Origin of the sequence: Lactobacillus sp. B3795, assembly GCF_026535805.1 — a bacterium.
Classification (GTDB): Bacteria; Bacillota; Bacilli; order Lactobacillales; family Lactobacillaceae; genus Apilactobacillus; species Apilactobacillus kunkeei_C.
In genome coordinates, this window is sequence record NZ_JAFNPE010000001.1 from 79,779 (window position 1) to 97,598 (window position 17,820).

9 protein-coding genes are annotated in these 17,820 nt (G+C 34.9%); 8 read left to right on the forward strand and 1 reads right to left on the reverse strand.

Annotation, left to right across the window (positions count from 1 at the left end):
* The first annotated feature begins 14 nt into the window (after positions 1–14).
* Complete coding sequence (locus tag J3U50_RS00405; protein ID WP_301945334.1) at positions 15–1,424, forward strand: oligosaccharide flippase family protein; 1,410 nt, start codon at positions 15–17, stop codon at positions 1,422–1,424.
* 171 nt (positions 1,425–1,595) lie between these two features.
* Here the strand turns inward: J3U50_RS00405 and J3U50_RS00410 are convergent, their stop codons facing one another.
* Entirely contained in the window at positions 1,596–1,943 is a 348-nt protein-coding gene (locus J3U50_RS00410) for a hypothetical protein (protein ID WP_053792079.1), read from the reverse strand.
* Positions 1,944–2,344: 401 nt separating this feature from the next.
* Here J3U50_RS00410 and J3U50_RS00415 point away from each other — a divergent pair, with 401 nt between their 5' ends.
* The 7 genes from J3U50_RS00415 to J3U50_RS00445 all read left to right on the forward strand — a co-directional run bounded on the left by J3U50_RS00415 (position 2,345) and on the right by J3U50_RS00445 (position 17,787).
* On the forward strand, positions 2,345–3,982 hold the full coding sequence (locus J3U50_RS00415) for a peptide ABC transporter substrate-binding protein (RefSeq protein ID WP_301945335.1): 1,638 nt from the start codon (positions 2,345–2,347) through the stop codon (positions 3,980–3,982).
* A gap of 468 nt (positions 3,983–4,450) precedes the next feature.
* Positions 4,451–5,251 (forward strand): 2-keto-4-pentenoate hydratase, encoded by an 801-nt coding sequence (locus J3U50_RS00420; protein WP_053796927.1) that lies wholly within the window; start codon positions 4,451–4,453, stop codon positions 5,249–5,251.
* A 199-nt stretch (positions 5,252–5,450) separates the two neighbouring features.
* Positions 5,451–9,788, forward strand: coding sequence for a glycoside hydrolase family 70 protein (locus J3U50_RS00425; protein ID WP_301945336.1), 4,338 nt, complete (start codon positions 5,451–5,453; stop codon positions 9,786–9,788).
* Positions 9,789–9,835: 47 nt separating this feature from the next.
* Positions 9,836–13,696, forward strand: coding sequence for a glycoside hydrolase family 70 protein (locus tag J3U50_RS00430; protein WP_301945337.1), 3,861 nt, complete (start codon positions 9,836–9,838; stop codon positions 13,694–13,696).
* A 99-nt stretch (positions 13,697–13,795) separates the two neighbouring features.
* Complete coding sequence (locus J3U50_RS00435; protein WP_263506552.1) at positions 13,796–14,608, forward strand: CPBP family intramembrane glutamic endopeptidase; 813 nt, start codon at positions 13,796–13,798, stop codon at positions 14,606–14,608.
* Between the two features lie 221 nt (positions 14,609–14,829).
* The gene (locus tag J3U50_RS00440) at positions 14,830–16,167 is read left to right on the forward strand and encodes an FAD-dependent oxidoreductase (protein ID WP_054483835.1); all 1,338 of its coding nucleotides are present in this window, start codon (positions 14,830–14,832) and stop codon (positions 16,165–16,167) included.
* Positions 16,168–16,272: 105 nt separating this feature from the next.
* The gene (locus J3U50_RS00445; protein ID WP_301945338.1) at positions 16,273–17,787 is read left to right on the forward strand and encodes a hypothetical protein; all 1,515 of its coding nucleotides are present in this window, start codon (positions 16,273–16,275) and stop codon (positions 17,785–17,787) included.
* The last annotated feature ends 33 nt before the right edge of the window (positions 17,788–17,820 follow it).

The window sequence follows — 17,820 nt, forward strand, 5'->3', positions numbered from 1 at the left end:
GTGTAAAAGGATAAATGAATAAGGGATTTGTTAAAAATATAATCAATCTAATGATCAGTAACTTAATATCACTGATGATTAGTGTCTTATCATCATTTATTACGCCTGTTATCTTGGGCCATGATGGATATGGTTACTATAAAATATTCTCACTATATACGACGTACGTACCATTGCTTCACATCGGTTTTATCGATGGGATTTTAATTCGAAATGCTGGTAAAAGACTAGAGGATATCTCGTTTAAGAAGTTTAGAACTTATACGTTGTTCTTGTTAATATTTGAGTTGTTCTTAAGCATTGTGATGAGTATCTTTGCATGCTTAATCAATATCCCGCAAATTAATCGAGAAATCATTATTGCGATTGCTATATATTCATTCTTATTGAACGCACTAACATACTTTCAGTTCTTCTCTAAGTGTATTATGCGATTCAGTGAATTGGCATCTATCGCAAGACTTCAATCATTTATCAATCTATTCTTTTTACTATTAGCTTTGTACCTATATAAATTTACAGCTTTCAATGTAAACGTCACTTACTACATGTTTTACATGAACTTTGCTGTGTTTATATTACTTTGCTACTATCTCGTCAGATATAAGAAAATTATATTGGGTGAACGAAAAACAATGGGTAGCCAATTTAAAAATATCCGGGTATTTTTCAGAGTTGGTTTCGCAATTATGATATCGTATCAAATTACGATGGTGATGGTTAACGCTGATAATCAATTTATCTCAATGTTTTTTAAGGTTAGTGAATACGGTAAGTATGCATTTGCTTATTCATTAGCTGCCTTGTTATTAACAGTGTTTAACGCCGTTTCTTCGGTAATGTTACCGTACATGAAAAAGGCGGGGAAATCAGCGGTTGTATCTAATCATGATTCCAACATGGCAGTCATGAACGCAATTGTCTTTTTCGTCATTGCTTCATACTATCCAATCGCTTGGATTGTTAACAACTTTATTGCTAGTTATAGTGAATCTGTTCAATATTTAAGTATCGTCTTTCCGGGAGTCGGGATTACCTGTATTGTGCAGTCTTATATATTCAATGACTACATCATGGCGAAGAAAATTAAGGACTTCTGCTATATCTCATTAGCCAACTTAGTATTTGATTTTGCTGTTTACTACATTGGATTTAGATTGAGTCATAGTACGCTTAAGATTGCGCTATTATCAATTCCATTATTAATGATATGGTATCTAACACTCGAATGGTTTATGAACGCGGAATCTGGAGTGAAGTTCATTAAGAATTTCTATTACTTGATGATCATGGCTTTTGCATTCATTGTCATTAGCCACATCAGTAATATCTGGATTAGCCTGATGGCATACGTCATTACGTATGTTGCTGTTACATTAGCTTTTTATTTTAAAACATTTAAAACTATTATCTTAAATTTATAAAGTAGCATTAAAAACTAATCCTAAAATAATCGACGTTTTTTAGGGAATTAATCAACAGATGTTATATTAATTGATGAATAGGTAAGAGAAGATAGATTACTTTATTCCAGGGACTTTGTCCCACGTTTATTAATCCATAATTAAAAAAGAGACCTCTTTGGAGGTCTCTTTTTATTTAACGTCTACATCGGAAGATAACACGTAAGTATTATCGTTAATTTTGTAGAAGTTTGTTTGTTCATCTTGGACTAACTTGGTAGATGTTAGTTTAGTTCCCTTTTTATAGGTATCCTTTTTCAATGAATCAAGACGAGGGAAACTGTATTGACTGGTTTGATCATTTTTGACAACTAGTTCGTATTTACCATCGTGTTTTTGTTTTGTTACAGCAACGGTTTGGTTAACTGCCTTCAATGTGGAATCAACGTTACTATTCTTGGTAGCAATACTAATAGCAGCGATGATAGCAATGAATAACAAGATAATGACGATTACAATTTTTGAAAATGTACTTTTCATTTTTTTCATTCCTTCTCATGTTTACTTTGCTACTTCATAGTATACAACTTTTACTGATAGAGCAATGAAAAAGTAGGTGCTTTCACTTTATATTAAAAAATAATGAGAATTAATCATTGACTTCTCATTTGTAAGTGTGTATTATTCAAGGTAATCAATCTGTACGAAAGAAGGTTATCCATTTGAAGAACGTATTTTTAATTTCATGTTGTTGTCAAACTGTCGTTAGCACAAATGTGGTAACCTTTTTAATCGTGTAACTCGAGATAGTTTGACAGAAATTAATAAAAATTGAGTTATACGAATAAGAGACCACTGTTTGAGGCTAACATTATTGTTAACCTCGGGCAGTGGTCTTTTTCTTTTGATTGAACACATATAAACACATAGGAGTGAAAAATATGAAAAAGTTATTAGTAGCATCAGCAATGACGGCGTTAGCAGGGGTAACGCTAGCAGCATGTGGTAATAATTCAGGTAGCAACGATGCCAAGACACAAACATTGAATTTAGCAGCCACATCACAATTAAGTACCTTAGATATTTCAACATCTACCGGTTACGGATCAACTGGAAATGCGTTTAGTAGTTTTTACAAACTTGGTGATGATGGGAAACCAACACTAGATTTAGCACAAAGTGCTAAGACTAGTAAGGATGGTAAGACATGGACATTTAAGCTAAGGGATGCCAAGTGGAGCAACGGCAAGGACATTACCGCCAATGACTTCGTATATTCATGGCGTCGTACTGTCAAACCAGCAACTAAGGCCGAATACTCATACCTATTTAACGATGTTGAAAATGGTGAAGCTATTACTAACGGTAAGATGAGTCCTGATAAGTTAGGGATTAAGGCGCTTAACAAACATACAGTTCAAATTAAGTTAACTAAACCAATCGCATACTTCAAGACCTTGATGGCATATCCTTTATTTGGACCACAAGATCAAGCTACTGTTAAGAAGTATGGTGACAAGTATGGAACTAACGCTAAGTACATGGTTTACTCTGGACCATTCTCAATTGAGGGATGGAACGGAACCAATGATACTTGGTCATATGTAAAGAACAATAACTACTGGGATGCCAAGGATATCAAACTAAAGAAGATTAACTACACCGTTGTAGCTAACCCAACTACTAGTTTGAACCTTTACAACCAAGGTAAGATTGACGTGACTGCATTATCATCAGAACAATTAAAGAACTTCAAGAATAATTCAGAATTGCATGATTACTCATACTCAATGACTACATTCTTACGTTACAACTTTAATGATCCTGACGAACAAAACAGAAAGATTATCAATAACAAAAACATTCGTAAGGCGATTTCTTTAGCAATCGATAGAGATCAATTAAATGAAAGTATTCTAGGTTTTAACACCAAGAAGATTACTGGATTCGTTCCTTATGGTCTAGCTAATGATCCGAAGACAGGCAAGGATTTCGCTGACCAACAAGGTGACAAGAACTCATTAGCCTACAACAAGAAGTTAGCTAAGCAATATTACGAAAAGGGATTAAAGGAATTAGGCATCAAGAACGTGTCATTATCACTAATGGCATCAACTGACGATTCCAACACTCCGGTTGCGACTCAATACTTGAAGGCTCAACTTGAATCAGTTCTTCCTGGTTTCACTCTAAACCTAAGAACAATCCCTGGTAAGTTAGCAAACGATAACCTAACCAAGGGTAACTTTGAAATCTCCCTATCATCATGGGGTGGTGACTTCAAAGATCCAATCACTTTCCTACAAATTCCTGAACAAAACACACCTTACAACTTTGGTAAGTACAACGATACTAAGTTCAACGCACTATTGAAGAAGGCCGGCACTACAGATGCAAATAATGCAAGCAAGCGTTGGCAAGATCTAATCGATGCAAGTAAGGAACTGAACGATGATCAAGGAATTTCTCCACTATATCAAGTAAGAACTTACTACTTACAAAAGAGCTACGTAAAAGATGTTATTCACAACACTGCTGGTCCTCAATGGAACTATACGAAAACTTTTATTAAAAAATAATTAAAAAGTGTTGACTTTTCTAATTGAGCTCTTATAATAAGGGTCAATTAGATAAATAAATAGCGATTATAAGAACAACTAATCAGAATCGTTTCAAGAGAGTGCTGGGTTGATGTGACAGCATAACGAAGCTGATCAAAAGTTATCATTCTTTAGTTAGCCCACTGAAACAACAGTAAGTGGCGCCGGTAGCAACCGTTAAGTTGACAGCGTATCGATTTTTATCCGTACGTAGAGGATAGTCTTTTTAGACTATTAAATTAAAGGTGGTAACACGCGGAAGCGTCCTTAGACCCATATTAAGTATGGGTTTGAGGACGCTTTTTTTATTTATCAATCTGGATTAGGAAAGGAAGTGGTGACAATGCAATTACCGATTAGTGAATTAGATGATGGACAGATTAATATTTTATTTTGGATTGCAGCGTCACCAGATAAGGTACGCTGCTAGAAAAGGAGCGTATTATTATGACAACTACAACATTAGAATTAACCGCAACCGAAGAAAGATTAGCAAACGCATTATTTGAAGCATACAAGACCAAGAAGCCATTGAAGATGGATGAATGGGAAGACATGGTGTCTGACGAAGAGGCATCATATAGAGTTCAAAGAAGATTAATGGAGCTAAAAAATGAGGAGCTGGGAGGATACAAAGTCAGTTTGACCAGTAAGCAAACCCAAGACATGTTCGATTCAAATGAACCATTATACGGAGCTCAAGTTAAATCACACTTTGTTCAATCACCGGTATCATTATCACTGAACAGTGAACTAATGGATCCACTGGCGGAAGTAGAGCTGGTCTTTAAGGCCAAAGAGCCATTATTACCAACAGATAGCCTAGAGGACTTGGCCAATAAGACCACTGTAGCCTCAGGAGTCGAGGTTCCAGACTCAAGATTTTCTGACTGGTTCCCATCACTGTCTAAATACATGGTCATGTCAGACGCCGCGGTCGGCGGATACGTAGTCTACGGAGAGGAATTCGATACCAACAGTTTCTCACTGGAAAACCTAGAGAACGTGACAACTACTCTAACCCATGACGGTAAAGAGGTGGCGACTGGAACTTCATCAGAAGTGCTAAGTAATCCACTGAATGCTCTTCAATGGCTAGTCAAAAAACTAGATGAACAAGATCTAAGACTAGAGGCAGGTCAAAGGGTATCATCAGGAACATTCCTGTTACCTCCACACCTAACCAAAGGAAAGTGGCGAGCAACCTTTAACCAAGGCTTTAGCGATGTAAACCTAGACGTTAAATAAAAAAATAAAAAACCTCTTAACGAAATCTCGTTAAGAGGTTTTTTAGACAGATTGTTCATAAATCTTATTATAAGAAGATTATTTTGGTTAGAGCCAAATATTAAAAAACTTAAAAGAATATTAAAAACGCCTTATTTTTTTGATTTTTTTTTGATATAATTTCCCTTGTCGTATATCAAAATTTATATGGAGGATAAATATGAATTTCAGTAACAATGAAAGAAAATTACATTTTAAAATGTATAAATCTGGAAAACAATGGATTACTGCCGGAATTATGACAGGAGCCGTTGTTATTACATTAACAGGAATTAACAGTAATGTATCTGCTAAAGCTGACACAACTCCAACAGTGACTCAACAAGGCAGTGGTGCTGTTACTCAATTGGGAAGTAACGCTAACGTTCAATCAGGTAGCAATTCAGTACCAAGTACATCAGGACAAGTCGCATCTTCAGTTGTTTCTTCAAGTGCTAATGCAAACGCAAATAGTGGAAGCGGTTCAACTGTAGTTTCTTCAGCTGCGCCATCATCTACAGCAACTTCTAATGCAACAACTAAGTCAACAGTTGATTCATCGTCTGTAACAGTTGCTGGTACAAATGAACAACAAAATTCAAAAGCACCTGCTGCTACTGACGAATCATCTGAAAACAATAAGACTATTGCTTCAAATGCTTCAGATGAATTTAAGGCACATACAAAAGTTGTTGATGGAAAGACTTACTACTTTGATAATAACGCTGAGCTTAAGTCACAAGTAGTTGTTGATAACTCAACTGTATATTATTTTGGACCTGATGGTGCATTAACTGACGTAACAAGTAAGTTTGCTTCAGGTAACATTGCCGCATCAGACAAGACCGCTATCTATTCAGCAGATGATAAGAATATCACCAATGTTAATGGATTTATTACTGCCGATTCATGGTATCGTCCAAAGCAAATTCAAGTAAATGATAACGAGTGGAGAGACTCAAATTCAAATGATTTTAGACCACTATTAAGTGTATGGTGGCCAACACAAAAAGTAGAAATTGATTACTTAAACTACATGAGCCAACAAGGATTAGTTTCTGGTAGTTTCAATTCAAACAATACTTCTGATCAATTGAATGCTGCAGCTGCCACTGTAAGATTAAATATCGAAAAAAACATTCAAGCAAACAACGGTAGCGTTGATAAGATTAAGTCAATCTTCACTAATTTTGTAAATGCTCAATCACAATGGAACATGACTAGTGAAAACTACGACTTAAACGATGGTTTTCAAGGTGGTTCATTGGTATATGGTAACAATGCTCAAACACCAAATGCTAACTCTAACTACCGTCTAATCAATAGAAACCCATCTCAACAAAATGGTGTATTGAACTACAACAAAACTAGTTACATAGGTTACGAATTCTTACTAGCTAATGATGTGGATAATTCAAACCCAACTGTTCAAGCCGAAACGCTTAACTGGCTACACTACATGATGAACTTCGGTAGCATCACCCAACATGATAAGAATGCTAACTTTGACGGTGTTCGTGTTGATGCCGTTGATAACATGAACTCAGATATTCTAGACATCATTGCTGGTTACTACAAAGATGCATATGGAATCAACAAAAATGATAAAAATGCTAATGATCATTTAGCCATCCTAGAAGACTGGAGTGCTAATGATCCTCAGTATCTAAAAGACAAAGGCTCTAACCAAATGACCATCGATGGTGGATTTAAGGATGCGCTATCAAGCGTGTTAAATAATGATCCTAAGAACCGTACAGATATTGCTAAGTTAATCACAGCCGGTGTTGTTAATAGAAGAAAAGATAGCACATACAATACTGCTATTCCTAACTATTCAATCGTAAGAGCCCATGATGCTGGTGTACAAACTATTATTGCTCAAATTATTCAAGATAAGATTAATCCAACCGCTAATGGATTGAACCCAACCTGGGATGAAATTAACAAAGCATTTAAGATTTACAATGCTGATGAAAAGAGTACTAATAAGAAGTACACACAATACAACATTCCTGCTGCTTACGCCCTAATGTTAACCAATAAGGATACAACACCACGTGTTTACTATGGTGACTTGTACACTGATAACGGTCAATTTATGGCAACTAAGACACCATACTACAACTCAATTAGCGCAATGCTAAAGGGTAGAGTTAAGTATGTAGCTGGTGGTCAAGCTATGAAGACCGTAGCCGTTAACAATGGTAAGAACAAGGTATTAGTATCAGTTCGTTTCGGTAAGGGTGCTAACTCTGTTACCGCTAAGGGTACTAAGCACACTAGAACATCTGGTATCGCTGTGATTGAAAGTAACAATCCTAAACTTAAGTTAGGTAAGAAGGATAAGGTTGTTATTTACATGGGTGCTGCCCACAAGAACCAAGCATACAGACCATTAGTTAATACAACTAAGAAGGGTATTGCTACTTATGCTACTGATAAGAGTGCTAAGAAGAGTGTTATCTACACCGATTCAAAGGGTCGCTTAGTTCTTACTGGTTCAGCTATTAAGGGATATGCGAACCCACAAGTATCTGGTTACTTATCAATGTGGGTACCAGTTGGCGCATCTGCAAAACAAGACGTTAGAACTGCTCCAAGTACAAAGTCTACTAAGGATGGTAAGTCATACCACTCAAACGCCGCATTAGATTCAAATGTTATCTTTGAAGCATTCTCTAACTTCCAAAGCATGCCAACTAAGGAATCACAATATTCAAACGTTGTAATTGCTAAAAATGCTAAATTATTCAGTGGATTAGGATTCACTAACATCGAATTACCACCACAATATCGTTCAACAACTGATGGTACATTCCTAGATTCAACTGTTCAAAATGGATACTCATTCAATGATAGATATGACCTAGGATTTAACACACCAACTAAGTACGGTACTGCTGAACAATTAACTACTGCAATTAAGGCATTGCATGCACAAAAACTAAAGGTATTGATGGACTTTGTTCCAGATCAACTTTACATGTTGCCAAAACAACAAGTTGTTTCTGCAACTCGTGTAAACCAATTAGGTGTTCTTAATAACAAGACTAACCTAATTAACATGCTATATGATTCTTACAGTCAAGGTTCAGGAACTGATTACCAAGCTAAGTATGGTGGAGAATTCTTAAGTGATCTACAAAAGATGTACCCAGACTTGTTTACAACTAAACAAGTATCAACCGGTAAGACAATTGATCCATCAACTAAGATTAAGGTATGGGATGCTAAGTACCTAAACGGTTCTAACATCCAAGGTCGTGGTGCTGAATACGTATTAAGTAACTCATACGGTGCTGGATACTTCACTGTTATTACATCAGATAACCCTGGAATCCAAGCGACTGTATTACCTAAGGAACTTCTAGGTCAAAGTGTTAACTATGGTTTAACTACTATTGATGGTCAACAAAGATACATCACACCAAGTGGCTACGTTGCTACCAACTCATTCTTAATGGATGATGCTGGTAACTGGTACTATGTTGATGCTCAAGGTAATTTTGTAACTAAGCCAACAATTATCAACGGGTACCAATATTTCTTCCTACCAAATGGTATGAACGTCAGAGATGCTATGCTTAAGAATAGTGATGGCACAATGACTTATTACCAATCAAATGGGGTTAAAGCCCAAGCATCTGGTTACTATGTAAGTAATAACATTGGTCAAGTTGTATACATTGATAAAACTGGATATGTATACAAAGGATTTTTGACCACAGGTGGGGTTACTCAATACTTTGATCAAAATGGTTACCAACTAAAAGATGGTATGGTAACTACAAAGAAGGGTACTCAATACTTCGCCTACGGATCTGGAAATCTTGCCAAGAAACAATTCTTTAGTTACAAGAATAATTGGTACTATGCTAATAAGGCAGGATATATCGTTAAGGGTCGCCAAACAATTGATGGTAATAAGTACTTCTTCTACGACAACGGTATTCAAGCTAAAAATAAGATTCTTGTAAACAAAAATAAAACAATTTCATACTTCAACTCATCAAATGCTCAATTAGTAACTAAGACATTTAAGTACAAGGGTAAGAATATCACTATTAAGAACGGTACCATTTACGCTCCTAATAAGTTAGTTGTTACTCCTGCAGGTAAATACTTGTTAAATGCCAAGAGTCAAGTTAAATCTGGAGTTCACAAAATTTCAGGACGTTACTACTCATTTGACGGTAGTGGAAAGATGAAGACATCTGGAACTGCCAAAGTTAAATCTGTTACTTATAATGTAAGAAAGAACGGAACAATTAACTTTAAGACAGGTAAAGTTGTTAGTGCCAAGGATTTAAAGGCTGTTAAGAAACAATTAGGTGCCAAGAAAAAAGCTGTAAAGGCTGAAGCAAAGAAAGTATCTGCTGCTAAGAAAGCAGTTAAGAGATACAACTCTAAGAAAAACAAAGCAACATACAAAAAAGCTTCAAAGACTTTGAGAGATTTAAAAGCATCAGTAAAACAATTAAATTCATACATTTCAAAATTCAATAAACGTAAATAATAGTATCTTTGATTTTTGGATTTAATTATATTTTAGGGGGATTATTAATGAGTCATAACGCGTCTGACCATAAAAGTGGAAATTCTAAATTGAGACAAAAATGGATTTCTGCATCAGTTCTTGCATTAACCTTAGCTATTTTAGGTGTGAAGGAATCAAATAGCATGGATATTAATGCGAAGGCTTCTGACGAAGTACCTTCATCAGTTAATAATGAACAACAAAATGTTGCTTCAGATAATTCAGTAAAAGCTGATAACAATCAAAAAAATTTAAATGATAGTAATAAAGAACAATCAAGTAATGTAAATAATCAGCAAAATGTTACTTCTTCAAACAATGAACAATCTAACGAGGGTAGTAACCAACCACAAAGTAATAATTACGTGGAATATCCTAAAGTAGGAATGGATGCATCACAAGATTTCAAGTCTCACATAAGAGAAATTGACGGAAAAGATTATTACTATAAAAACAATGTTGCTGTTAGAGCACAAGTAATTAGGGATGGTAATAAGGATTATTACTTTGGAAATGATGGTGCGTTAACAACTCATAAACCTAGTATGGATAGTGGTAACATAACAACTTCAGATAATGTATCCATTTATAACCAAGACTCAAGTAGTATAACTAATACAAATGGTTTTATTATCGCTGATTCTTGGTATCGTCCAAAGAAAATTCAGGTAAATCAAAACGAATGGAGATCATCAAATAGTAATGATTTAAGACCTCTATTGAGTGTTTGGTGGCCAAGTAAAACGGTTGAAATTAATTACTTGAATTACATGAGCAGTAAAGGTTTAATTTCGGGAACATTTGATAATAACAGTACTGACTCTGATTTAAATTCAGCTGCACAACAAATTCGACTAAATATCGAAAAGAAGATTCAAGCTGATAATGGTAAAACTGACTCGATTAAAACTCTATTTAACAATTTTGTGAAAAGTCAAGATCAATGGAATATTAAGAGTGAAAATCTAGATTATAACGATGGATTCCAGGGTGGGACTCTACTATTTAATAACAATAGTCAAAATACAAAGACTAATTCTAATTACAGATTACTAAATAGAGCACCTACTCAACAAAACGGAAAAGTTAATTACAAAAAAACTGGTTATGCTGGATATGAATTCCTACTAGGTGACGATGTTGATAACTCAAATCCTGTAGTTCAAGCTGAAACTCTTAACTGGATTTATTACCTTACGAACTTCGGTAGCATTTATAAGAAAAATAATAAGGCTAATTTTGATGGAATGCGTGTTGATGCCGTAGATAATATGGATGCCGATATATTAAACATACTAGGTAAATATTATCGAGACGCTTACGGCATTAACAAGAGTGATAAACAAGCCAATCAACATTTGAATATTCTTGAAGATTGGAGTATCAATGATCCATACTACCTAAAGGATCATGGTTCTGATCAAATTACTATTGATGCTGGATTCAAAGATGCAATGGAAAACGCATTGACTGCATCTCCTGATAAGAGAACAAACTTATCTACTTTAATTAATGCTGGTCTTGTAAATAGAAGCAATGATACAAAATACAATAAAAATTTACCTAATTATTCAATAATTAGAGCCCACGATAGCGGTGTACAAGCTATTGTTGGTAAGATTGTGACAGATAAGGTAGATCCAAGTGCTGGTAATCCAAATCTAGAACAAATTAATAAAGCTTTTAAATACTATAATGCTGATGAAAATAGTGCTAATAAGCAATATACTTTCTACAATATTCCAGCCGCATACGCTTTACTATTAACTAATAAGGATACAATTCCAAGAGTTTACTATGGTGATATGTATACCGATAACGGTCAATTTATGGCTAAGAAAACACCATATTATTCTTCTATTGAATCAATGCTAAAAGGCAGAATCAAATATGTTTCTGGTGGACAATCAATGAGCACCGTTAAGGTTAATAATGGAAACGATGATGTTTTAGTTTCTGTACGTTTTGGTAAGGGTGCTAACTCAGGAAAATCAAAAGGAACTAACTTAACCAGAACATCCGGTATTGCAGTAGTTGAAAGTAATAATCCGAACTTAAAGTTAGGTAAAAAAGATAAAGTTGTTATTTACATGGGTGCTGCTCATAAAAATCAAGCATATCGCCCTCTTCTAGATACAACAAATAAGGGTATTACTGTTTATAACAGTGATAAGAAAGCTAGAAAGCAAGTCGTTCATACTAACTCAAAGGGATACTTAACTTTAACTAGATCAAAGATTAAGGGTTACTCAAACCCTCAAGTATCTGGATATCTATCAATGTGGGTTCCTGTCGGGGCTTCATCAAAACAAGATGTAAGAACTGATCCAAGTTCAAAGGTTAATAAGGATGGCAAATCATATCATTCTAATGCAGCATTAGATTCTAATGTTATTTTTGAAGCTTTCTCAAATTTCCAAAGTTTTGCTAAGAACAAAAAGCAATATACTAATGTTGTTCTTTCAACTAAGGGTGATTTCTTTAAGAATTTAGGTATTACTAATGTTGAACTAGCACCGCAATATAGATCAACTGATGATGGAACTTTCTTAGACTCAACTGTTCAAAATGGTTATGCGTTTAACGATAGATACGATCTTGGATTTAATAAACCAACTAAGTATGGAACAGCTGATCAATTAGTTAAAGCAATATCTTCACTTCATTCTAAAGGAATTAAGGTTTTAGCTGATTTTGTTCCTGATCAACTATACTCATTGCCTAACCAACAAATTGTAAACGCAACTAGAGTTAATAGTGTTGGAAAAATTAGTTCAAATTCTGATTTAATTAACTTGATGTATGAAGTATTTTCAGAAGGAAATGGTCAAGATTACCAAGCTAAATATGGTGGTAAGTTCTTGAACATTCTAAAGAAAAAATACCCAAGCATTTTCAAAATGAAGCAAATTTCTACTGGTAAGAGAATTGATCCTTCCGTAAAAATTAAGAGTTGGGAAGCTAAGTATCTAAATGGTATGAACATTCAAGGAAAAGGTGCAGAATACGTCTTAAGTAATGCCTTTGGTGGAGAATACTTTACTGTTGTTAACTCTAACAATAAAGATGTTTATGCAGCATTCTTACCAAAAGAAATCCTTGGTGAAAATGTCCAATATGGTCTTTCTGATGATCAAAAATCATATACTTCAACAGGTGGATACACTGCTACAAATTCATTTGTAAAAGATAGAAATGGAAATTGGTACTATGCTGATGCTCAAGGTAAGTTCGTTACTGGTTATCAAGTAATCAATGGACATGACTATTACTTCTTACCTGATGGTGTTAATTTAAGAGATGGATTCGTAATGGATGAAAATGGAGTTCAAAGCTATTACCAATCTAACGGAATTAAGGCTACAGAAGAAGGATATTACTTTAGTAACAATAATGGCCAAATCATTCATTTGGATAAAAATGGAAAGAGTGCCAAAGGTTACACTGTTGTTGATGGAAATAAACAATTCTTCGATAATAATGGTTACCAACTAAAGGATGTTGTTAAAGTAATTAAGGGACACAAAAAGTACTTTGAACAAGGTTCTGGAAATGAAGCTATAAGCAAATACTTCGAATATAATGGAAACTGGTACTATGCAGATAAAAACGGTAACTTTGTTAGAGGATACAAAGTTATTGATGGAATCCACGTTTTCTTCTACAACAATGGAGTACAAGCTAAAGACAAGTTTGTTGTGAATAAGAACAAAACTCTTTCATATTATGGTGGACAATTCTCATCATTACAAACTGGTAAGTTTGTAGTTAATGGTGTTAACTATGTTGCCAATAAGAAGGGTGAAATTATTGCTAAGAATAAGACTATCAAAACTGATGACGCTACTTATTTCTTAGACAGTAAGAGCAGAGTAAAAAACATTTAATTTATCGCAATTAATTTGTTAAAAATAAAAAAGAATGTCATTTTGGCATTCTTTTTTTGTGTGTTATGATGTTTTCATCAATTAAAGCGAGGAAATAATATGAAATTAAGAAAGATGTGGGCAATCACTTTTTGGGTATTGCTGATCGATTTTATTGCATTGAATCTTGTAGGGATGACCTCAATCAATTTCAACATTTATACCACCGCGCATAAGGTGATTGGTCAAATGGATCCAGGAATCCTAAGAGCGGTATTTGCGATTGCGCTATTGATATATGCTAAACGTGAATGGAAGATTGACGTCTTACATCAAAAGGGCGGCTACATGCACATGTTTAAAGATGGTTGGCTAATGATTGTGCTAACCGTTATGAACATCACAGTCGCCAGCGACACAATCGTATGGAAGAGTCTTTTATACCACATGAATGCCTTCAACATCGTTTTAGCGTTTGCAATTGGATTGATTGAAGCTTTGTTTGTGGGGATGTTTGAAGAAATCTCTATTCGTGGTGTCATGATGGGTGCCATGTTAAAGGGCTTTAAGAAATACCCAGTTATGAAGAGTATCTTCTTCTCAAGTATTGTCTTTGGCTCTCTTCACATGTTGAATTACTTTGTATCACCATTCTGGGACACTACCAACCAAGTAATTTACGCAGCCGGGTTAGGTTTTGTATTAGCGACTGTCTACTATGTAAGTAAAAATATCTGGGTATCTATCCTGCTTCATGCGGCGATGGATTACTCCTCATTTGTTTTTTCAATGCATTCAATCTATGCCAATACAGCAACATCCAATACGGTTGATATCTTATCAATTGCGATTTTTGTAATTGGCCTTGTATCATCATATCTATCACTACTTGTCTATAATCGTAAGCAAGGTAAGAAAGATCTACTATTTTAAAAGCTTAAGCAACGGAATAATTCCGTTGCTTTTTTATACATTTGTCAAATCAGTGAGATGTTACACAAAGTTAGAAGGCTCTATAACTACTGTTAATATATAAAATGTTAAATTTATCTTAAGGACAAATAAAATTATTGTGTTTTTATTCACAATACATATAATTAGAGGTGTAAAGAAAATATAAACGAAAAATTACAGAATAGAGAAGGTATTACAATATGAAAGTTATTGTTATTGGTTGTACACATGCAGGTACATTCGCTGTTAAACAAATTTTAAAAGAACACCCAGATGCAGAAGTTACTGTATACGAAAGAAATGACAACATTTCATTCCTATCATGTGGTATCGCTTTATATCTAGATGGTAAGGTTAAGGATCCTCAAGGTTTATTCTACTCAAACCCTAAGGAACTATCTGATTTAGGTGCAAACGTTAAAATGCTACACAGTGTTAAGTCTGTAGATACTGACGCTAAGACAATCGAAGTTGAAAACTTGGATTCACATGACGTATTTACTGATAAGTACGACAAGCTTGTTATGACAACAGGTTCACGTCCCGTTCTTCCTCCAATCGAAGGTCGCGATAACAAGAACGTATTCTTCTGCAAGAACTGGCACGATGCTCAAATCCTATTTGAAAAGGCTAAGGACCACAAGCGTATCGCCGTTGTTGGTGCTGGTTACATCGGTGCTGAATTAGCAGAAGCATTCTCAAACCACGGTCACGAAACTACTTTGATTAACAGTGACAGCCACGTACTATCAAAGTACTTCGACAAGAAGTTCACTGACAAGATTGAAGAACTATACGCTGACCACAACGTAAAACTAGAACTAGGTGTTCGTGTTCAAAAGTTCTCAGGTGATGACGAATTAACATTATCAACTGGTGATCACGACATTAAGGCTGACATGGCTATCCTATGTGTTGGTTTCCAACCAAACACTGAACTATTAACTGGTAAGGTTGATATGATGGATAACGGTGCTATCATCACTAACGAATACATGCAATCATCAAACCCAGACATCTTCGCTGCCGGTGACAGTGCTGCTGTGCACTTCAACCCAAGTGAAACTAACGAATACATTCCACTAGCAACTAACGCTGTTCGTCAAGGTATTCTAGTTGGTCAAAACATTGAAAAGCCAACAACTAAGTACATGGGTACTCAATCATCATCTGGTTTACAACTATACGATTACGCAATAGTTTCAACTGGTATGACAGTTGGTATGGCCGAAAGAAAAGGTATGAAGGCAAGCTCAGTAGTCGTAGAAGATAACTACCGTCCAGAATTCATGCCAACAACTGAAAAGGTATTAATGGAACTAGTATACGACCCAAGCACTCGTCGTATCTTAGGTGGATCATTAATGAGTCGTTACGACATTTCTCAATCAGCTAACACATTATCAGTTCTTATCCAAAACAAGAACACAATCGATGACTTAGCAATGGTTGATATGTTATTCCAACCAAACTTTGACCGTCCATTCCACTACCTAAACATTTTGGGTCAAGCTGCTCAAGCGCAAGAAGAAAAGTAAAATTCTTAATTAAAGTTGAAAAATTCCCTAAAAATTTCATTTTAGGGAATTTTTTTATAGCTATTTTATTTTTATTGGATTATTATTACAAGATGAGGTGAGAAAATGAAAAAAATTATAAATAGACTAACCGCTAAGAATATTTTGATGTTAGTGATTAGTTTTGTTTGTATGTTCTTTTTAACAACAGCTTCGCCGTTCTACGAATTTAACAGATCAGTAGATGCGAATACAATGTATACTGTTGGAAAAGGATTACTACACGGATTACTTCCCTACAAAGATTTATTTGATAATAGGGGACCATTAATTTACTTAATTCATTCCGCGAATGCGATCTTTTCATACAACTCTTTTACATTTATCTATGTAATTGAATCATTGTTGTTGTTCCTAGATATCGCGTACATTAACAGAATTCTATCAATGAAATTAAGTGCTAGAACAGCAATGTTCTGTAGCTTCTTATTTATCCCATTGGCATTTACCAGCCGTATTTTCTACTATGGTGACTTACCAGAAGAATACGCTATGACCTTTGTATTAATCTTGCTATACTCATGTATTCAATACAACTGGTTTGAAATGCCACGTCGTTACTACATAGTTAATGGATGCTTTGTTGCAATTCTATTTTGGATTAAATATTCATTAGTTATTCCATGGGTAATTTTCTTTATTTATGTTGGTTTAGCATGTCTATTCACTAAACGCTTTAAAAAGTTGTTTGTGATCATCTTAGACGCGTTAATCGGATTCTTATCCATTACATTACCAATCATTATTCTTTATTGGGCCACAGGAGCCTTAAAATTCTTATTTAACGACTACTTCTACCTAAACTTGACACATTACCATGTGCAAAACGAATCGTTCGCATACACGCTTTTTAAGATGGAATACCCAACATTTGGTTTTTCACATCACCTAGTGATTATTCGAACTGTTTACTACCTAATGATTGCACTATTCATTTGTGCGGTGGTTAGATACATGCGTGAAGCCAAGATGCACGATAGTAACAAGGTATTACTTGTCCTAATTGTCTTCATCGATATCCTAGCAACTTACGAAGTTGGTGGCGCTAGTTTTTCATACTACCTATTCGCGTGTGAACCATTCATCATCTTCTACTTGTTCGAATTAGGATTACTAGTCGATAAGTATCTATATAACAAGAAGTATTTAATCTGGGCATTATCCGTAATTGCTTTATTGGGAATCTTTGTTACAAACAGAAATTACCGTACAAGCTTACATTACTCAAAGCCTAGCCAATCATATCAATATGAATATTCAAAGATCATCAATAAGTCTAAGGATAAGTCATTATTGAACTACCGTTTCCTAGACGTGGGTCTATACACCTACACAGGAACCCATGCTGATAATCGTTTCTTTATCAGAAATAACATCACATACAGACCAATGTATGATGCACAACGTGATTACTTACATTCACTAAAATACAAATTCGTAGTTACCAAGTACCGTAAGGGCTGGAGACTATGGAAAGCTGATACTAAATTCCTAAAGGAACACTACATCAGACTTCGTCACATGAGATTCAACAATCAAGATCATAGTGAAGGTTGGATTGACCTATACGTAAGAAAATAGCAAATAAAAAGAGGACTCAAACGAGTCCTCTTT